At 42.0% G+C, this 19,683-nt stretch carries 22 protein-coding genes; 7 read left to right on the top strand and 15 right to left on the bottom strand.

The window, feature by feature from the left end; all coding sequences use genetic code 11:
- Positions 1-48: 48 nt before the first annotated feature.
- The 13 genes from plsB to C2869_RS20595 all read right to left on the bottom strand — a co-directional run bounded on the left by plsB (position 49) and on the right by C2869_RS20595 (position 11,917).
- Positions 49-2,484 (bottom strand): glycerol-3-phosphate 1-O-acyltransferase PlsB, encoded by a 2,436-nt coding sequence (plsB, locus tag C2869_RS20655; protein ID WP_108604709.1) that lies wholly within the window; start codon positions 2,482-2,484, stop codon positions 49-51.
- A gap of 148 nt (positions 2,485-2,632) precedes the next feature.
- The gene (gene mgtE, locus C2869_RS20650; RefSeq protein WP_108604708.1) at positions 2,633-3,997 is read right to left on the bottom strand and encodes a magnesium transporter; all 1,365 of its coding nucleotides are present in this window, start codon (positions 3,995-3,997) and stop codon (positions 2,633-2,635) included.
- Positions 3,998-4,093: 96 nt separating this feature from the next.
- Positions 4,094-4,372 carry an HPr family phosphocarrier protein gene (locus C2869_RS20645; protein ID WP_108604707.1) on the bottom strand — a complete coding sequence of 93 codons (279 nt, stop codon included), beginning with the start codon at positions 4,370-4,372 and terminating at the stop codon, positions 4,094-4,096.
- Positions 4,373-4,375: 3 nt separating this feature from the next.
- Positions 4,376-5,233: an RNase adapter RapZ gene (rapZ, locus tag C2869_RS20640; protein WP_108604706.1), complete on the bottom strand. Its 858-nt coding sequence runs from the start codon at positions 5,231-5,233 to the stop codon at positions 4,376-4,378.
- 108 nt (positions 5,234-5,341) lie between these two features.
- The gene (gene ptsN, locus C2869_RS20635; protein ID WP_108604705.1) at positions 5,342-5,791 is read right to left on the bottom strand and encodes a PTS IIA-like nitrogen regulatory protein PtsN; all 450 of its coding nucleotides are present in this window, start codon (positions 5,789-5,791) and stop codon (positions 5,342-5,344) included.
- An 8-nt stretch (positions 5,792-5,799) separates the two neighbouring features.
- Positions 5,800-6,087 carry a ribosome hibernation promoting factor gene (gene hpf / locus C2869_RS20630; protein WP_108604704.1) on the bottom strand — a complete coding sequence of 96 codons (288 nt, stop codon included), beginning with the start codon at positions 6,085-6,087 and terminating at the stop codon, positions 5,800-5,802.
- Positions 6,088-6,114: 27 nt separating this feature from the next.
- Entirely contained in the window at positions 6,115-7,599 is a 1,485-nt protein-coding gene (locus tag C2869_RS20625; RefSeq protein WP_108604703.1) for an RNA polymerase factor sigma-54, read from the bottom strand.
- A 46-nt stretch (positions 7,600-7,645) separates the two neighbouring features.
- The gene (gene lptB, locus C2869_RS20620) at positions 7,646-8,371 is read right to left on the bottom strand and encodes an LPS export ABC transporter ATP-binding protein (protein ID WP_108604702.1); all 726 of its coding nucleotides are present in this window, start codon (positions 8,369-8,371) and stop codon (positions 7,646-7,648) included.
- On the bottom strand, positions 8,368-8,886 hold the full coding sequence (lptA, locus tag C2869_RS20615) for a lipopolysaccharide transport periplasmic protein LptA (RefSeq protein WP_159084259.1): 519 nt from the start codon (positions 8,884-8,886) through the stop codon (positions 8,368-8,370). The genes lptB and lptA overlap by 4 nt, the downstream gene beginning before the upstream one ends.
- Positions 8,852-9,403 carry an LPS export ABC transporter periplasmic protein LptC gene (gene lptC, locus C2869_RS20610; RefSeq protein WP_108604700.1) on the bottom strand — a complete coding sequence of 184 codons (552 nt, stop codon included), beginning with the start codon at positions 9,401-9,403 and terminating at the stop codon, positions 8,852-8,854. Before lptC ends, lptA begins: the two co-directional genes overlap by 35 nt.
- 3 nt (positions 9,404-9,406) lie before the next feature.
- Positions 9,407-9,955: a 3-deoxy-manno-octulosonate-8-phosphatase KdsC gene (gene kdsC / locus C2869_RS20605; RefSeq protein WP_108604699.1), complete on the bottom strand. Its 549-nt coding sequence runs from the start codon at positions 9,953-9,955 to the stop codon at positions 9,407-9,409.
- A complete protein-coding gene (locus tag C2869_RS20600) occupies positions 9,956-10,927 on the bottom strand; it encodes a KpsF/GutQ family sugar-phosphate isomerase (protein ID WP_108604698.1) in 972 nt (323 codons plus the stop codon).
- Between the two features lie 15 nt (positions 10,928-10,942).
- Positions 10,943-11,917 (bottom strand): calcium/sodium antiporter, encoded by a 975-nt coding sequence (locus tag C2869_RS20595; protein WP_108604697.1) that lies wholly within the window; start codon positions 11,915-11,917, stop codon positions 10,943-10,945.
- A 168-nt stretch (positions 11,918-12,085) separates the two neighbouring features.
- On the opposite strand from C2869_RS20595, the gene mlaF reads away from it, so the two are divergent.
- The 7 genes from mlaF to murA all read left to right on the top strand — a co-directional run bounded on the left by mlaF (position 12,086) and on the right by murA (position 16,927).
- On the top strand, positions 12,086-12,892 hold the full coding sequence (mlaF, locus tag C2869_RS20590; RefSeq protein WP_108604696.1) for a phospholipid ABC transporter ATP-binding protein MlaF: 807 nt from the start codon (positions 12,086-12,088) through the stop codon (positions 12,890-12,892).
- Positions 12,892-13,671 (top strand): lipid asymmetry maintenance ABC transporter permease subunit MlaE, encoded by a 780-nt coding sequence (gene mlaE / locus C2869_RS20585; protein WP_408011902.1) that lies wholly within the window; start codon positions 12,892-12,894, stop codon positions 13,669-13,671. The genes mlaF and mlaE overlap by 1 nt, the downstream gene beginning before the upstream one ends.
- Before the next feature lie 2 nt (positions 13,672-13,673).
- Positions 13,674-14,141: an outer membrane lipid asymmetry maintenance protein MlaD gene (gene mlaD, locus C2869_RS20580; RefSeq protein ID WP_108604695.1), complete on the top strand. Its 468-nt coding sequence runs from the start codon at positions 13,674-13,676 to the stop codon at positions 14,139-14,141.
- 32 nt (positions 14,142-14,173) lie between these two features.
- Positions 14,174-14,848: an MlaC/ttg2D family ABC transporter substrate-binding protein gene (locus tag C2869_RS20575; protein ID WP_108604694.1), complete on the top strand. Its 675-nt coding sequence runs from the start codon at positions 14,174-14,176 to the stop codon at positions 14,846-14,848.
- 1 nt (position 14,849) lies between these two features.
- Entirely contained in the window at positions 14,850-15,128 is a 279-nt protein-coding gene (locus tag C2869_RS20570) for a hypothetical protein (protein ID WP_108604693.1), read from the top strand.
- A gap of 5 nt (positions 15,129-15,133) precedes the next feature.
- Positions 15,134-15,385, top strand: coding sequence for a BolA family protein (locus C2869_RS20565; protein ID WP_108604692.1), 252 nt, complete (start codon positions 15,134-15,136; stop codon positions 15,383-15,385).
- Between the two features lie 285 nt (positions 15,386-15,670).
- Positions 15,671-16,927 (top strand): UDP-N-acetylglucosamine 1-carboxyvinyltransferase, encoded by a 1,257-nt coding sequence (gene murA / locus C2869_RS20560; RefSeq protein ID WP_108604691.1) that lies wholly within the window; start codon positions 15,671-15,673, stop codon positions 16,925-16,927.
- Between the two features lie 138 nt (positions 16,928-17,065).
- Here the strand turns inward: murA and C2869_RS20555 are convergent, their stop codons facing one another.
- Both C2869_RS20555 and C2869_RS20550 read right to left on the bottom strand, forming a co-directional pair.
- The gene (locus tag C2869_RS20555; RefSeq protein ID WP_108604690.1) at positions 17,066-18,208 is read right to left on the bottom strand and encodes a trypsin-like peptidase domain-containing protein; all 1,143 of its coding nucleotides are present in this window, start codon (positions 18,206-18,208) and stop codon (positions 17,066-17,068) included.
- A 62-nt stretch (positions 18,209-18,270) separates the two neighbouring features.
- The gene (locus tag C2869_RS20550) at positions 18,271-19,608 is read right to left on the bottom strand and encodes a DegQ family serine endoprotease (RefSeq protein ID WP_108604689.1); all 1,338 of its coding nucleotides are present in this window, start codon (positions 19,606-19,608) and stop codon (positions 18,271-18,273) included.
- Positions 19,609-19,683: the final 75 nt, after the last annotated feature.

Below are 19,683 nucleotides of genomic sequence, written 5' to 3'. Positions count from 1 at the left end.
TAGTTTAGGTTAAGAGATGAGGTTTATTTAGTGCTCGTGTTTGCAAATTTAAGGGTGACGGATTGTTGCCAATATATCCCCGTCTAATAATTCAAAAACAATTGAACGTAACCCGCCTAGAGTGTCGGTCGATTCTAACAAGCCATCATCATTTGATTGCAGGTAGCCTAACTCGCGTAATTTTAAAATTAGCTGATTGATCAAGCTCTTGTCGACAAATTCAGGGCCTTTGATTCCGTTTAGCTTGGCTAATTGCTTAGCATGATCTAATGCTTGGCTTTCTAAATCGGTTCTGGCAATCGCTGGTGTCTGCTCTAATACAGCGAGTACAATTGCGTAGCGCTGCAATGTTTCTTGACAGTAGCTGGCTAATAAATGTAATTGTTGATAACGAGAGTCGGCATGACGAATAGCCTGTAACTCCTGATTATCAATCGTCAGCATTTTGTAGTCTTTAAGTGTTGCTAAAATATGGTCGAGATGGGCTTCTAACTGCGCTTGGCTAAACTTTAAAAAGTACTCACCGGCAATTAACCGTAGCAGAGTTTGCCATTGAGTTAGTATGGTTGCACGGTTATTTTTTGCGTCCGCAATCAAGCTTGCGGCCGCGAGTGAAGGTAACAAGAATACATGCAAAACATTGTTGCGATAGTATGTTTGTAATACGGCTTCAGAATCCGTTAAGGAAATAATGTCAGTCTTGCCTTTTTCGACTTGGTACTTATCCATGGAAATCGCATGCTCGACTAGTAATTTGGGATGCGGATCCGGAGGTAAGGTTAGCTCAGAGAAAGGGGCATGTTGTTCAAGCAAAGCTAAACATAGCTTGAGCTGATTTTCGAGATCGTCTCTAAATAATGAATGTTTAGGTGCTGCAAGTAAGGCTAGGGCTGATAAATTAACGCCATTTAATGCCGCTGCTCGATTGATATTACACATCACTTGCTGAGCAATATCGTTGACAAAGCCTGGAAACCAAGTGGGTTTTTGTGGAATGGTTGGATGAATATCCTCGCGCCAGTTCTCCACTTTGCTATTGAGTTGTTTGTTTAAGCTAATCGGTTCGCCAAAATTAACATAGCCTTGGCCAAAGTGACGCAATTTACGCAATATACCTAATACTTGCCAGAATGACTCTTTCTGTTTAGCTGCACCACCAAGCTCGCGCATGTAAGTACTGACTTCCATTACATGCTCATAGCCAATATAGACAGGAACCAAGGTGATAGGGCGATCCAAACCACGTAAAGCGGATTGCACTGTCATGGCCAACATACCTGTTTTGGGCTTAAGTAAGCGCCCTGTACGTGAGCGGCCAGATTCAGGATAGTATTTTATCGCATAGCCACGACTTAAAAGTTGTGCCATGTACTCTCTAAAAGCGGCTGAATAAAGTTTGTTACCACGAAATGAGCGGCGCATAAAAAAGGCACCACCACGGCGAAAAATAGGCCCCATTGGCCAGAAGTTTAAGTTGATGCCCGCTGCAATATGAGGAGGAACTAATCCCTCGTGATAAATCACATAGGTTAATAGTAAGTAATCCATGTGGCTGCGATGACAAGGTACGTAAACTACCTCGTGACCTTCATGGGCAAGCTTACGCACTGTTTCTACGTTGGTGATGTGGATCCCATGATATAACTTGTTCCATATCCAAGTAAGAACGCGATCGCCAATACGTACCGCATTTTCTCGATAGTCTGCGGCCATTTCATCTAAGTATTGGCGCGCGGTTTCACGGGCTTTATTGATACTAATATTTTTACTTTTAGCTTCGTCTTCAATCACTTTTTTTAATGCTGGCGAGGCTAATAAACTATTAATTAGCTGATCTCTTTCCCACAGCTTTGGGCCAGCAATCGCGAGCTTTTGGCGTTGAAAATGAAAACGTGCTACCCGTAGCAGTTTTTGGGCAATAGCTTTATCAGAACCATGATCGTCAGCGACTTCTCGGCAGGACACGGGTTGACTGAACTGAATGAGATTGTGACGCCCTGAAAACAGAACAATAAAAAACTTTGCTAAAGCACTTGGCTTGCGTTGATCGTTGAAGACCACATCAGCATCAAGGTTAGCTTTACCTGGGTAACGTCCCCAAGTTGAAAAACAAGGGATTAATTGAGCATCAATACCGGTTTGTTCTTTATGTTGCTTAAGTAACTGTTCGACTTGCGACAAAGCTTCTGTCGGTTTACGTTTAATCTTTAGGCTGGATGCCATACGATCAAGGCAAATATACCTCGTGTAGAGAGTGCCATTGACGTTAACTTTGCTAAATGGAGACGGTAGATCAAATTTTTTACAGATGCGCTGTAGAGCAAGCAGATCAAAAATTGACTCTTCTTTTAAAACGTAAAATAAAGGCTTGTCGTGATCAATGTTGATCTCAGCTTCTAATTGCGCTGGAATGACTTTGGTGCGAATAAAAGGTCTAACGGGCCATTTTAATACATGGCTGAGCACCGCGTTAAGTTCGCTCATATTTGAGTTTAGCTAAAAATATGCATGAAATATGAAGATAATTATATCATGAGCGCCGTTTTCAGCCTACGCAACAACCATGACATTTTTTGTGGCGATATAGTCAGTTAGTTATAGATAAATATAAAAGAGGAAATATAAACCCTGCTTAAGCACTTAATAGCCAAGTGGCTGTACCTAAAAATGCAAATATACCGACTACATCTGTGACGGTTGTTAAAATTACGCCTCCAGCGAGAGCAGGGTCTATTTCTAAGCGTTTTAATATCAGTGGAATACTTACACCCGCAATGCCGGCTGCGAGCATATTCATTAGCATGGCAAAAGCAATAATCCCACCGAGTAATAAGTCTTGTTTCCAAAGTGCGACGACAGAGGCAATCAATACTGCCCACAAAACCCCATTCAGCAAGCCGATAGTAAATTCTTTTATTATTAGCCAGCGCACGTTGGTTGGTGCAACGTGGCCTACCGCCATTGCCCGGATCACTAAGGTTAATGTTTGGTTACCTGCGATACCGCCCATACTGGGTACTATCGTATTGAGTACAGCTAAAACTGCGAGTTGGGAAAGAATGTCTTCAAAAGCACTAGAAACTAAAGCGGCCAATAATGCTGTAATTAAATTAATACCCAGCCAGATAGAGCGACGCTGGGTACTTTTGATAACGGGAGCAAACGTGTCTTCTTCGTCGTCTAAACCCGCCATACTCATCATGGAATGTTCGGCATCTTCACGAATAATATCAACAATATCATCTATGGTGATCCTACCTAATAGTAGACCTTGCTCATTGGTAACAGGTGCTGATATCCAATTATGGCGCTCAAATTGTTTAGCAACTTCAGATTCGTCCATATCCGCAGGGATAGTTTCCGCTTCTTCTTCCATAATGTCTGACACTAAAGTCGCGGGGTTTGACGTGACCACGAGTTTTGCCAGACTTAATGTGCCGAGTAACTTGTCTTGATCATCAACCACGTACAATACGTCAGTTGCTTCTGGAAGATGGCCACGCAACCTGAGATAGCGACTCACGACTTCAATAGTCACATCAGGACGGATGGTGACGGTATCCGTATTCATGATAGCGCCGGCGGTGTCTTCCTCGTAGCCTAGGGCTTTTTCTGCACGATGACGATCTTGCTCATCCAGCGATTGCAAAACGGCTTGGTAAGTTTCATCGGGCAGGCTACGTAATACTTCGGCAAGATCATCGGTATCTAACCCTTCAGTGGCTTCGGCAACCATTGAGGGGTTCATTTTTTGGATGATGCTATTGCGAACGTCTTCAGATAGCTCTTCAAGAATGTCGCCGTGAAACTCTGGGTCAATTAATGTCCAAATAACATGGCGTTGTTTGCTGGGTGAGGACTCTAAGACGTGGGCTATATCTCCGTCAGACATCTCGTGCAGTATATTACGCACGTGCACAAACATGCCTTGACTTAGCGCATGGCTAATATCGCTTAGCAAGTTTTGGCTATTGTCTTGTTCGAAGGTGTCCTGCATATCCCGCAGATCTTTATCAGAAATATTATGCGCTTAGTCTACCGCAAGCCTGTTTGCAATTCTAACTATTAGTGTTGAAAACACAGGGGAGTAGGGCTACTCAGCTTCTTCAAATTTATTGGCTATTAGTGCTTTTACGGCTTCTAATGCCGCTGGGGCATCTTCGCCAGTGCATTGTACGGTTATTTGTTTGCCTTGCGCACCAGCAAGCAGCAAAAGCGCCATAACACTTTGGGCGTTGGCTGATTTACCTTCGCAGCTAATGGTAATTGTCGATTGGAATTGTTGGGTTAGCTCAACGAGCTTAGTTGCCGCTCGTGCATGTAGCCCAAGCTTGTTAACTATGGTGAGTGACTCTGATACACAAATTGACATGAACTAACGACGCTGCTCTCGATGTAAAATGGTGATGTTATCTCTTTCTTGTTTAAAGGCATCAGCTAATGTTTGTGCCACATACACAGACCTATGCTGGCCACCTGTACAGCCAATGGCGACAGTCACGTAACTGCGATTATTGCGCTCCAGCGCAGGTAACCAAGTTTTAAGGAAGATTTTAACTTGCCAGATGAATTCACTCACTTCTGGACTTTGCGCTAAGTAATCGATTACCGGTTGGTCTAAACCCGTGAGTGGTCTTAGTTCGGGTACCCAGTGAGGATTAGGCAGAAAACGCGCATCAAACACATAGTCTGCATCTTGCGGAAGCCCGTGCTTAAAACCAAATGAAGTGAATACCAACTTGAGTTGCTTGGCTTTAGTGCCAAGTATTTCGCTATGAACCAAGTCGTTTAACTGATGAATGCTTAGCCCTGTTGTATCTAAAATTAAATCAGATTGTTGCTTGATGCTGTCTAATTGGTTTTCTTCGTCTTTAATCGCTTCTTCTAAGCTAAGCTCACTGTTTTGTAAGGAGAGTGGGTGAATACGTCTTGATTCTGAAAAGCGCTTTAGCAAAGCGGTATTAGTCGAATCAAGGTAAACAACACGTAAGCTGACTTTATTACGTAATGTCTCTAAATAGGTGGAAACTTGATTCTCAGAAGGAGACGTTAGATTACGAATATCTAATGTCACCGCAACTTTATCGGCTTTGCCTTGCATTGTATTGATGAGCGACAGCAAAAGCTCTAGCGGCATATTGTCGACACAATAGTAACCTGAATCTTCAAGGTTATGTAACGCAGCGGTTTTACCTGATCCTGAGCGACCAGTGAAAATGACTAGCTGTAACATCGTTTTTCCTTAAAACTAACAACCTATTGAAATAAGCAAGTAGAATATACCACTATTTTCAGCTATTTATAGTCATGAACTTAACTTGCCATAAACTTAACAACAAACTTAATTAGTGATTGCTTGGTATAACTCTTGATTGGTTATAGCGTTTTTCACACTTTTAAGTACAGTTTTATCAGATAGTTTTTCGGCTATTAGTGCTAGTGACTTTAAGTGGTCTTGGCATTCAGACTCAGGGGCAAGTAATGCGAAGAAAACTTTGACTGGGGCATTGTCTATCGCGTCATAGTCAATGGCTTCGTCTGAGGTTAACAACAAAGCTAAACTTTTATTACAATTAAGACGACCATGAGGTAAGGCAATACCTTGACCTATACCTGTGCTGCCGAGTTTTTCACGTGCTAGCAAGGCATCAAGTATGTCTTGTTCTTGTATTTCAGTTTGCCCTAGCTGTTTAGCCGCATATTGGCTAATAACTTGAAGGATTCTTTTTTTGCTTTTAGCCGGAACTGCGCAAAATACGCAGTCCGGAGTGATTAGTTGTTCAATTTCCATTGAGCAGATTAATGACTCTTTAATTTTTCTTTATGTTTGATTACTTGCCTGTCGAGCTTGTCAATTAATGAATCAAGCGCTGCATACATATCCTGGTGATCGGACGTGGCAAATATCTCTCCGCCGTTAATATGCAAAGTCGCTTCCGCTTTTTGCACTAACTTTTCCACGCTTAGGATAACATATACATTGTTTATATGATCAAAATGTCGCTCTAGTTTTGCAAACTTTGTGTCGACATACGTTTTTAAAGCCTCGGTCACTTCTACATGGCGGCCAGTTAAGTTGATTTGCATAGGCTTTTCCTTCTATGGTTGCGAGCCCTAAAGTAGGCTCTTACGTTGGTTTGATGGTGGAATCGACAAAGCTTCTCGGTACTTAGCTATGGTACGGCGAGCGACTTGAATACCTTGTTCAGCTAACAGGTCGGTGATTTTACTGTCACTTAGCGGTTTAGCTGGGTTTTCAGCGGCTACTAATTTTTTAATCAATGCGCGAATAGCGGTAGATGAACATTCGCCGCCATTCTCAGTGCTGACATGGCTGGAAAAGAAATATTTTAGTTCAAAAATACCGCGCGGCGTGTGCATGTATTTTTGTGTAGTCACACGTGAAATTGTCGACTCATGCATTTCAACTGCTTCGGCAATATCGTTTAACACCATAGGCTTCATGGCTTCATCACCATACTCAAAAAAGCCTTGTTGGTGTTCAACAATGCAGTTTGCGACCTTGAGTAAAGTATCGTTACGGCTTTCCAAACTTTTAATAAACCACTTTGCATCTTGCATATGAGAACGAATAAATTGAGTGTCCGCTGAATTTTTCGCAGTGCGACTTAATGCAGCATATTCTTGGTTTACTTTAAGTTTAGGCACACTTTCCGGATTTAGCTCAACAATCCATGAATCTTTTTCTTTGCGCACTGAAACATCCGGGACAATATACTGTGCTTCCTCCGCGATGACTGCATTGCCAGGGCGAGGGTTGAGTGAATGAATGAGTTTCATCACTTCCCGCAGTTGATCTTCTTTCAACCGGCTTTTTCGGCTTAAGGTTCGATAATCTCGATTGGCAAGTAAGTCGATATGATTGGCTATGATTTGTTTAGTTTCTTTAAGCCAAGGCGTCTCTGGGCTAAATTGATTGAGTTGTACCAGTAAGCATTCTTGCGCGGTTCTTGACGCAACACCAATAGGATCAAATAACTGAATGCGTTTCAGTACAGCCTCAACTTCGTCTAGCTCAACTTCGTCATCGCCCATACTCTCTAATATATCTTCAGCGCTAACGGTTAAATAACCGCTGTCGTCTACCGCATCGATAATTGCGGTGGCAATTGCCTGATCGGTTGGTGAGAATGGGGTCAGGTCCATTTGCCAATACAAGTGGTCACGGATCGTTTCAGTGGTTTCGCCTTGGTAAATTGTATCGTCTGCAACAGAATAACTTGAGCTTTTAGCTGCTGGGCTGGCACCCTGGGATAGATGGTCATCCCAAGTGGTATCTGTGACTAATTGGTCTGGAATTTCTGTCCGCTCTAGTTCTTGTTTGGTATCGGCAATAGGCTCTGGCGTGTCGTCATAGCCATTTAGCAGGTTAGATTCTGGCTCCTTGATTGAATCTAAGCTTTCGTTGCTGTCAAAACTATCTTGTTCTTCATGTTCAAGCAGAGGATTAGCATCCATCGCATCTTGAATTTCTTGTTGTAAATCCAAGGTCGACAATTGCAGCAAGCGAATGGCTTGTTGCAACTGAGGTGTCATGGTCAGTTGTTGGCTAAATTTTAATTGTAACGATTGTTTCATTATCTAATCGGTTTATTGGCCACGGTTACAGGCTGGCTTACCATCATTAAAGTGTAAACTGTTCGCCAAGATACACTTCTCTCACTTGTTTATTTGCTAACACACTTTCCGGTTTGCCAGAGGCAATGAGATTACCTTGGCTAACAATATAGGCTGTTTCGCAAACATCTAGCGTTTCTCTTACGTTATGATCGGTAATTAATACGCCAATACCTCTGTCTTTTAAATGGGTAATAATCCTTTTTATATCGAGTACTGAAATAGGATCAACACCAGCAAAAGGTTCATCTAATAGGATAAATTTAGGGTCTGCAGCTAAAGCTCGGGCAATTTCTACGCGACGTCTTTCTCCACCCGATAAACTCATTCCTAAACTATCGACTATGTGTTCAATATGAAACTCTTGTAGTAATTCTGCAAGTTTATTTTCTCTTTGTTGGCTATTTAGTGCTTTGTTTGTTTCTAAAATAGCCATTATGTTCTGACGCACGGTCAATTTTCTAAAAATAGATGAATCTTGCGGTAAATAGCCAACCCCTAATCTTGCCCTTTCATGCATTGGGAAGTGAGTCATATCTTTGTCGTCTAGCGATACTTCTCCGCTATCAGCAGCGACTAACCCCACAATCATGTAGAAAGTGGTTGTTTTTCCTGCGCCGTTAGGGCCAAGTAGCCCGACAATTTGTCCAGAATTTACTTCAAGTGATACGCTTTGTACGACTTGTCTAGCTTTATATCTTTTGGCTAAATTTTTAGCGACGAGTTTGGTCATTTTTCTTTTGCTACCGGAGTTAACACAACGCGAACCCTCGATTCAGAGGCTTTGTCGGAAGATGCGATGAGTTGGCGTTTAGCCACATCGTATTCAATTCGGTCACCGTTAATCATGCTATCCGCTTGGTTTATTTGTGCTTGGCCAATTAACACTAAAACTTGGGTTGTTAAGTTATAATGCATTTGCTGTGCATGAGCTTTGATTTGGATCCCATCTTTTAACTGATGATTAAAGGTGACTGGGTTACCTGAAGCGATAAGCTTTTCTGACTGATTACCTTTATTACGTTGCACTTCTAATTTGTCGGCATTGAGCTGTAAGTGCCCCTGACTGATTTGGACATTACCGTAAAAAGTGAGTTTATTATTAACTAAATCCATTGATTGCTTTTCCGCATCAATAAATATTTGTTCATTATCAGCAGCTTGTTCTGCAAAACTCGCAGTTGATAGCAATACACTGAATATTAAGCCTAGTCTAATGGCTAGGTGAGTAAGTGGCTTTAATGTCATGTTGGATTTCAAATTGTTTAGAACGTAAGTTGCCATAGAGGGTTTTGCCAGCCAATTGCAGTTGTGAACTGGCTAATTTGACTTGCGTATCGTTATGGATTTCTTGGTTAATTAGGTCAATATCAATAGCTTGGGTATTGATTTGGTATATAGGCTGAGCGTTGCTGAGTGCCTGTAAAACAATGGTATCGTGCAATTGTAAGTAGCGATTTTGTTTGAGCTGACTATGTTGTGCGGTAACTTGCCAATGGTTGTCTTGCCCAAAGTATTGATAGTCTACTCGTTCGAACTCGGTAGCCGCTTGGCTTTCGAAATGTGCCAAGTTTTTGGCTTGCATTTGAGCACTCAATTGACCTTGTTGATTAAAGTACTTGATATCCAAGTTTTCGGCTTGGTAATCAGGTTGAATACCTTGTTGTTTTTTCTCTGGTGCTTGAGTGGCTGCAGATTGCCATTCTTCCCAGAAAAAAATGGTCGCAATCACGGTTAATATAAGAACCAATAAATAGGCGCGCATGGGCTAGACACTCATACCTTGGGCGCTTTCTAATAAGCCCCTAGTTTGTAGCATGAGATCGCAAGCCTCTCTAACAGCGCCAAAACCGCCTTTAATTTGCGTTTGGTAATGCGCTAAATTTTGAATGATGGGATGAGCATCTTGGGTGGCAATCGCTAATCCTACTTGCGCCATTACGGTTTGGTCTGGTACATCATCACCTATATAGGCGATTTGTTTGTCGCTGATTTTAAGTTTGTTTTTTAAATCAGCATAAGCTTCTAGTTTGTTCGACTGACCTTGATATATGTGTTGCACGCCAAGTGATGTCATGCGTTTTTCGACTATGGTACTTTGTCTGCCCGTAATGACCGCTACTTGTATGCCAGCGTTAATAATCGCTTTAATACCAAAGCCGTCGCGAGTATGGAAGGCTTTTAGCTCTTCACCATTATTGCCTAAGTAAATACGACCATCGCTGAACACACCGTCAATATCGCAAATAAATAGCTTAGTTTGCTTAAAAAGCTCAACTTGCTGGCTATTTAACAAGCCATATATTGATGAAAACATTTAGAGTACCTTTGCTTTTAACAAGTGGTGCATATTAATTGCACCTATGGGGTGTTGTTCGTGGTCAACAACAATCAGGCCGTTGACGGCTTTTTCTTCCATTATTTGCAGGGCTTCAGCTGCTAATAAATCGGCCTGTACGGTAACACAGCCTTTCTTAATTACATCAACTATTTTTGTGCTGTATATATCGATACGCTTATCTAAGCTACGGCGCAGATCACCGTCAGTATAAACACCAATAACGACATTGTCCTGATCAACCACCGCAGTAAAGCCCATTCCTTTCGCACTTATGACGAGCAAGGTTTCGTAAATCGTTTTATTGAGAGTAACACAAGGCAATTCATCACCTGATTGCATTAGATCGGCTACTCGCAGTAATAATCGTCTTCCCAGTGCGCCGGCTGGATGAGAAATAGCAAAATCTTGCTTGGAGAACTCTCTTGCTTCTAAAAGGCTAACGGCAATTGCATCTCCCATGGCTAATGCCGCTGTGGTACTAGACGTTGGTGCCAGCCCTAATGTACAAGCCTCTTTTTCTACAGCACAAGTAATATGTAGGTCTGACTCGTAAGCCAATGTTGAATTAGGTTTACTTGTCATGCTGATTAGTTTGGCGCCAATTCGCTTGATGGTTGGCAATATATGCAAAACTTCTTCGGTTTCGCCTGAATTTGATAGGGCTAACACGATATCGTTAGGTTCTATCATCCCCAAGTCACCATGACTGGCTTCTGCAGGGTGAACATAAAAAGACGGAGTGCCAGTACTAGCAAATGTTGCCGCTAACTTTTTAGCTATGTGTCCTGATTTACCCATTCCGGTCACGATCACTTTACCGGAGCAGGCTAGTAATGCGCCACAGGCCTGTTGAAATTCTTCGTTTAGGTATTGTTGTAAAGCTAACACTGAGTTGGCTTCAATCTCTAATACGTTTTTTGCTGTTTGTATAAAATTATGTTTCTTCATTGAAAACAATAACACTTAGGCTTGATGAAAAAAAAGTAAGTATTGATAACCGATAAAGCAAGCTAAGAGTAACGCACCTTCTAGTCGATTGATATTGCGAACTTTACTAAAACCAACTGCCATTAATATCATTAATAAAGTCACACCCAACATGATAGGACCATCCCGATTAACCGCTGATGGATCGATCACCCCTGGCGCAATGATACCTGGAATGGCAACAACTGCGAGGGCATTAAAAATATTGGAACCAACAATATTGCCCAAGGCTAAGTCATCTTCACCTTTCATCACACCGGCAATTGAAGCGGCTAGTTCAGGTAAAGAGGTACCTATAGCAATAATGGTTAATCCAATGACTAAATCTGATAAGCCGTAATATTTGGCGATAGTCACTGCGGAATCAACCAGTAAATTAGAACTTAAAGGTAATAAAATTAAACCAAACGCTAGCCAAAATAGTGCTTTAGGCATAGGTACACCTTCTGGTACATCATCAGACAACTCGTCTTCTAAAAGGTCTGGTTCGTCTGTTTTAGACTTTTTAAGCGCCCGCCAAGTGAGGTAGCCTATAGTTGCAAAGAAAGCGATAAGTAACATTATGCCTTCTAAGCGTGTGAATTCCTGATTGTAAATTACGGCAATCGCTAAAACAGAGCTAACAAAGACTAAAGGTAATTCTCGTTTTAATGTTGATGAGGATACTGAAATAACTTTTAAAATAGCGGTTAAACCGAGTACAAGTGTGATGTTGGTAATATTGGAACCTATAGCATTACCTATAGCCGTGTCTATTTTTCCGTCGAGTGCGGCAGTTGCGGCAACCATCATTTCAGGTGCTGATGAGCCCATAGCAACTATGGTTAATCCAATAATGAGTGATGATAAACCTAAGTTTTTAGCTAAAGCAGCGGCGCCAAACACGAACTTATCTGCGCTAAATACGAGTCCGATAAGACCCAAAATGAGGAATAAAATGGCTTCTAACATGTAAAATTAATAATTATAAGGTAGTTGGTAACGCATTATATCCAAACCGCTACAATAATTTACAATATTTCGTCTGACTAATTTGCAACCTTTCTGTTAGAATTGCGGTCTTATCGCAAGACGCGCCACACTAGAGAAAGACATTGAGTTTGTCCACAAGGACAGTGCATGGATCCTAAAAATTTCGTACAAATAGAAGATTTAACCTTCTCTCGCGACGACAGAATTATTTATGAAAACATCAGTTTGACCATTCCTAAAGGGAAGGTGGTCGCTGTGATGGGCCCTAGTGGTATAGGTAAAACCACGTTATTGCGATTGATTGGCGGTCAACTTCGCCCTGATTCTGGCAATATTCTGTTTGATGGCAAAAATATCCCCAATCTGAGCCGTAGTGGGCTTTACGATATTCGTAAACAAATGAGCATGTTATTTCAAAGTGGTGCCTTGTTTACGGAAATGACGGTGTTTGAAAATGTCGCCTTTCCTATTCGTGAACACACAAAGCTGCCGGAAGATATTATTCGTAGCATGGTGTTAATGAAGTTAGATGCGGTTGGTTTACGTGGCGCAGCGTCTTTAATGCCAAATGAGTTGTCGGGTGGAATGGCGCGCCGAGCAGCTTTAGCTAGAGCTATCGCACTTGATCCACAATTGATTATGTATGATGAGCCGTTTGTTGGCCAAGACCCTATCTCTATGGGGGTTTTGTTAAAACTCATCCGTTCATTGAATGATGCGCTTGGCTTAACCTCAATCATAGTGTCACATGACTTACATGAAGTGATGGCCATTGCTGATTTCGCTTATATTATTGCCAATAAACAAATTATTGGTTATGGCTCGCCAGAGCAGTTACGTGCACATCAGTCGCCTTTAGTTCATCAGTTTATGGCAGGTGAAGCTGATGGACCTGTGCCATTTCATTTTCAAGCACAGCCGTTTAAGCAACAATTGAAAGAGGTTTTGCTGTGATAGCTCAAGTGATAACTCAAATAGGGCGTGGTGTCATTCAGCAAGTCACAACCATGGGAAGAGCTGGGGTAATGCTGTTTTTTGCCTTGTTTGCATTACCAAATATCTCAAAATCCTTTCCTTTGGTTGTTCGACAAATATATGTTGTTGGTGTTCAGTCTTTAGCGATTATTGTCGTTAGTGGTTTGTTTATTGGTATGGTTTTAGCGCTGCAAGGCTATACTATACTCATAGGTTATGGCGCAGAAAATAGCTTGGGTCCTATGGTCGCCTTGTCACTGTTACGTGAACTAGGCCCAGTGGTGACCGCCTTGCTTTTTGCAGGCCGTGCAGGCTCTGCGTTAACCGCTGAAATTGGGTTAATGAAAGCCACTGAGCAGTTAACTAGCATGGAAATGATGGCCGTTGATCCGCTAAGACGTGTTATTGCGCCGCGCTTTTGGGCGGGTTTTTATAGCATGCCGCTGTTAGCGTTTATGTTTAGCGCTGTGGGAATTTTTGGTGGACACTTAGTGGGAGTCGACTGGCTTGGCGTTGATGAAGGTGCTTATTGGGCTGTTATGCAAGCATCTGTTGATTTCAGCGACGATGTGATGAATGGCTTTATTAAAAGTGTCGTTTTTGCCTTTGTCGTCACTTGGATTGCTATTTTTAGAGGTTATGATTGTATACCCACTTCAGAAGGGATTAGTAAAGCAACAACGCAAACCGTTGTGCACTCATCTCTGGCTGTTTTGGGATTAGATTTTGTGTTAACTGTATTGATGTTTGGAGAATAATAATGACAAACCGTAAATTGGAGTTCGGTGTTGGTTTGTTTATCGTAGCTGGCTTTATCGCCTTTTTAGTGCTCGCTTTAAAAGTTGCTGACTCAAGTTCTGTTGGTAGTTCTGAAACCTATCAGCTTAAAGCCAAATTTGACAATATAGGTGGTTTGAAAGTCAGAAGTCCTGTCAAGGTTGGTGGGGTTGTTGTAGGGCGAGTTTCTAGTATTGCATTGGACCGCACCGATTATGTGCCGGTTGTCACTATGGATATTTACCAACAATACAATGATTTCCCAGAGACTAGCTCGTTGAGTATTTTAACTGCAGGTCTATTAGGCGAGCAGTATTTAGGCTTAGAGCCTGGATTCGTGGACGACGGTATTGAAATATTAGCGCCGGGTAGTTTTATTGAAGACACCAAGTCTGCGTTAGTATTAGAAGAACTTATTGGACAGTTTTTATTTAGTCAAAACGATGACTAAGCATAGGGATGTGTTAGGAGTTATTTAAAAGTATGAACTTAGTTAAAATTAAAAAGTACGTTGCACTAACATTTGTTTTTGTATGTATTGGTATTTCGTCTATGGCACAAGCTGCCATGGAAGCAGACCCTTATATTTTATTAAAAAATGTGGCGCAAAGTGCATTTAATCGATTTGATAAAGAATTAGATACGATTAAGCAAAATCCTGATCATTTAAAAGTGATTGTTAGTGAAGAGCTATTACCGCATATTGATTACACCTATGCGTCATATAAGGTATTAGGCAATAAACACTTCCGAAAACTGTCGACGGAACAAAAAAGAGAATTTGTTCAAGTATTTAAAGACTACATGGTAACCGTTTACGCTCAGGTATTTTCAACCTATCGTCAAACACAAAGTGTCGCGGTTGAACCAAGCAAAGACTTTTCTAATCTTAATATTGTGGTAGTTAAGAGTAAAATCATAGAACCGGGCCGCCCAGATATCGATTTGTATTTTAAATTTCGTAAGCGAGAAGATAAAAATACTGGTGCAATCAGTTGGCGCGCATACGACATGGATGCCGAAGGTATTTCAGTGTTAGATACCAAACGAAAAGAAATTAATGAGGCGATTAAGCGTTCGGGTATTAAGGCTGTTATAGCCGATCTAAAAAGCAAAGCCGAAAAACCTCTCGTGTTAAAGCAGCAGGATACGCAATAGTATGTTAAGCATTACCGTAGAAAGTGATGTTGTAAAGCTAGTGGGCAAATTAAGCCGATTCGATAACTTTAAAGGGTTATCCATTCCACAACCTCAGAATGATTTTTTGAGTTTAGATATGGCTGAATTTAGTACCGATACCGCTGGCTTAGCTTGGCTTGTTAAACAAAAATTACTATTAGAAGCAGCGGGCGTCGAATTAAAATGGCATAATGTTACTGATGAGCTGGTTAAGTTAGCCAGCATTAGTAACGTTATTGACATTTTAGGTATCGAATAATTTCTATGGATCTTGAACAGATTAAACAACTTCTTAACGATTCGTTAGACCTCAGCGATATTCAAGTTAAAGCTGAAGGCTCTCACCTTGAGATTGTAGCCGTTTCGGAATCATTTGCAGGTCAACGCTCATTAAAGCGTCAGCAGGCGATATATGCCCCATTAATGGATATGATCGCTGATGGCACTATTCATGCTGTTGCCATTAAAGCCTTCACCGAAGAAGAATATCGTAAGCATAAGCTTTTAAATTTCTAGTTATAGTCTTCTCGCTCAGGTCTTATGGTTCATTGTCAGCGCTTACTCGCCCCAATCACATAATAGAGCATATGCTCATGGGGTCTCGAAGCTTGCCTGCATGGATGCAGGTACCAAAAGTAGGCGCTTTAAGCGAGGGGCGTTAGCAGGACGCGGTAGCTTTGACGGCTTTGCCTAAATGGATGTAGGTACTTAGGTTTCGTCTGGAACTAGAAACCTGCCCCTAAAACCAGATCGCTTTGACTATAATTATAATTCTCTCATTAACCATCAGGTTTTCCGTTAATGGATAAATTGCAGATTGAAGGTGGTGCATCGTTATCGGGCGATGTACGCATCTCCGGCGCTAAAAATGCCGCTCTTCCTATTCTTTTTTCAAGTATCTTGGTTGCTGATAAAGTCACTTTTACTAATGTGCCGCAACTAAGAGATATCAATACAACGCTTAAATTACTTGCCGAGCTGGGTATAAGCAATCAATGTGATAACGATAGCGTGCAACTTGATGCGTCTAGCTTGACATCGAGTATTGCTCCTTATGAGTTAGTTAAAACCATGCGCGCTTCTATTTTGGCGCTTGGTCCTTTGCTTGCGCGAATGGGCGAAGCTCAAGTGTCTTTGCCCGGTGGCTGTGCAATAGGTGCGAGACCGGTCAATTTACACATCCATGGCTTACAGCAAATGGGTGCCGAAGTGGTTGTTGAGCAAGGTTACATTAAAGCGAAAGTGGACGGCCGCTTAAAAGGTGCACGCATTTTATTTGATACAGTGACAGTGACCGGCACTGAAAACCTATTAATGGCGGCGACTTTGGCTGAAGGTACAACCGTACTTGAAAACGCCGCTCGTGAACCTGAAATTGTCGATTTAGCTGAATGCCTAATTAAAATGGGGGCTAAGATCCAAGGCGCTGGTACGGATAAAATCACGATTGAAGGCGTGCAGTCATTGCAAAGTATGCAGCACTCTATTTTGCCGGATCGCATAGAAACTGGGACATTTTTAGTCGCGGCAGCCGTTGCAGGTGGTAAAATTCGCTGTACTCATACCCGCCCAGAAATGCTAGATGCTGTGCTTATTAAGCTCAAAGAAGCAGGTGCGTTAATCGAAACGACGCAAGATAGTATTAGTTTGGATATGACAGGTCGTGAATTAAAAGCCGTTAATATTAAAACGGCTCCTCATCCAGCCTTTCCTACGGATATGCAAGCGCAGTTTACCACATTAAATTGTGTTGCTAACGGTTCTGCAAAAGTAACAGAAACCATATTTGAAAATCGTTTTATGCATGTGCCTGAGTTGCATCGGATGGGGGCTAATATTGAGCTCGAAGGGAATACCGCGATTTGTCACGGTGTTGAGCAATTGTCAGCGGCGCAAGTGATGGCTACTGATTTACGGGCTTCGGCTTGTTTAGTGATAGCAGGCTTAGTCGCAGAAGGGACGACAGTGGTTGATCGCATTTATCATTTAGACCGAGGCTACGAAAACTTAGAGCAAAAATTTGCAGGCTTGGGGGCTAAGGTCACGCGGGTCAGTTAAAGCTTAAACTTGTGATGTGATTTTCGATTTAAAGCCCGCGATTTAATGCGGGCTTTTTTGTTCGTTGTAAAATAGTTCAACTTCAACGTTATTTAACCGCTCTTGCATAGCTAATCTCGCATCGCCAATTTTGTATAACTAGTCTCGCAAGCGGCGTGTTATTGGGTCTTCGCCCATGATGACGGTTTTTTCTAGGATGATATTTTTACGTATTAATCGAATTTTAACTTGTGTTCCAGGTTTGGTGTTATCTAACCACTCTAACACATCATTTGGTTCGACAATCGGTGCACCAGCTAACTCAAAAATCAAATCACCTGGTTGTAAGCCTGCTTGTGCGGCGGGGCTATCGCTCTCGACTTCGTTGACTAAAATAGCAAACGCCTCTTCTGATTGTTTAAGCTCCGAAGGTAGACCATAAGCGCTACCAGAAATACCTAAATAACCGCGCACTACACGACCGTTCTCAATTATTCTATCCATAATCTTTAATGCTGAGTGAGCGTTTACCGCAAAAAAGATCCCTTGAGAGGTTGTTTGCTGGTTGAGTGGTGCGAGCTTTGCTGAGTTTATGCCAACTAACTCACCAAGAGAGTTAACTAAGGCACCGCCTGAGTTACCATCATTAATTGCCGCATCCATTTGAATAAAATCTGAATGATCAAGGTTGATGGCTTTGTTAGACATAAGACCTGAGCGACCGGTTGCGCCAATAATACCTTGGGTAATGGTTAAACCAAGGTTGTATGGGTTACCTATTGCTAGTACGACATCGCCTGTTTGAATAGCTCGGTTTTTATTTATTGGAATGACAGGCAGATTATTCGCTTCTACATACAGCACAGCTAAGTCGTTGGCGGGATCGGTTCCTATCAGCTGCGCTTCAAAAATACGCCCGTCTTGTAACGCTACGCCGATTAAATCAGCATCTTTAACAACGTGAGCAGCGGTTAAGATAAATCCTTTTTCAGACGCTATAACCCCAGAGCCTAATCCCTGTACTTCGCGTGTAATGTTATAGATGAAGCGATTGGTGGTTTGCGTGGTACGGGTATAAATATTGACTACAGCCGGTGCTGCTCGTTTGACTGCCATGGCATAGCTCACGGGGCGAAAATCGGGTTCGTTGGCTGCAAAAAAACTTTGCCATAATGCATTGTTCTTTTTGAGTTCTGGAAAAAAAGCAAACAAAAGAGCGGCGATAATGAAACCAATACCTAACGATTTAGCGATAAAGGTGACGGTATTTTTAATATGGTCAAAGGTTTTTTGTATATTCATGTCTATTAACGACAAAGGGCTAGCAGTAAGCTAGCCCTTTGAGTATCTACTATGACTGTATCTTATCTAATGAAAATATACAGTGGGGTGTCGCCACGTACAATATTTAAATAAAATGAGCCGCGCTTACCATCTAACATTTCCCGTAATTCAGCAATGTTGTCGATCCGCATCCGGTTAATGCCGATGATTTTATCGCCTTGCTCTAAGCCGATCATTTGCGCTGGTGCGCCATCAGCTATACTGTCTATCGTGATGCCGCCATCTTCATGATTACTTAGTTTAGCCCCTTCTAATTGTGGGTGGATAGCTGCTGCTTCAACTTTAGTTGCTGATGATTCTTTTAATACCACTTCCACTTCGATATTTTTACCGTCACGCACAATTCCCAAAGTTACTGATTTACCAGCACCAAAGGTCGCGATTTTGGCTCTCAGTTCGTTAAAGGTTGAGTTGCGTTTACCATTGATTGATACAATGACATCACCTGGTTTTAGTCCAGCTTCAGCTGCTGCAGTATCAGGGAAAACTTGTTCAACAAAAGCCCCTTGCGGTGTATCTAAGCCCCACTCTTTAGCTGATTCAGCATCTATGGTACGACCGGATATACCCAATACGCCACGCTTAACCTCACCAAATTGAATGATTTGTTCAACAAGGTTTTTCATCATGTTAGAAGGAATGGCAAAGCCAATGCCGACACTGCCGCCATTAGGGCCTATAATCGCAGTGTTGATACCAATTAATTCGCCTTTAAAGTTAACTAAGGCACCGCCTGAGTTGCCGCTATTAATTGGCGCGTCGGTTTGAATGAAGTTCTCTAGTTTTTCCATACCGAATACGCTACGCCCTAGCGCGCTAACAATACCTGAGGTAACAGTTTGGCCGATACCAAATGGGTTGCCGATAGCGATGGCAAAATCACCGACCCGCAGTTTGTCTGAATTAGCTATTTTAACCGCAGTGAGATCATCAGCTTCTATTTTTAACAATGCGACATCGCTTTCCGGATCTGAGCCTAATTTCTTAGCTTCAAATTCGCGACCATCTTTTAACGTCACGATAATTTCATCAGCATCGTCAATAACATGGTGGTTGGTAACCACATAGCCTTTATCTGCATCAATAATGACGCCAGAACCGACCGAGCGGAAAGGTCTTTCGCGTTGCGGAGCCTGGTTACCAAAGAAGCGTCGTAACGGTTCAGGTAACTGCTGCTTTTCGGCTTTAGTTCCTTGTACCATGATATCTACCACTGCAGGGGTGGTTTTTTCGAGCATTGGGGCTAAGGAAGGTTGCTTTTCGTCTTGACCAAACCAAGGAATTGCCGCGTTACTCATAGGGGCAACGGCTAGACAAGCCGAGATAACTAATATTTTGGAAAATTTGAAAATCGACATGATCAAATTAAAACTCCGTAACTAACTGACTAATTTCATTAAAAAAGCCTGTTATATTTTCTACATATAAGCAGG

Origin of the sequence: Saccharobesus litoralis, from assembly GCF_003063625.1 — a bacterium.
Classification (GTDB): domain Bacteria; phylum Pseudomonadota; class Gammaproteobacteria; order Enterobacterales; family Alteromonadaceae; genus Saccharobesus; species Saccharobesus litoralis.
The sequence above is the reverse complement of the archived record's forward strand: the minus strand, read 5'-3'. Positions and strand labels throughout refer to the sequence as shown.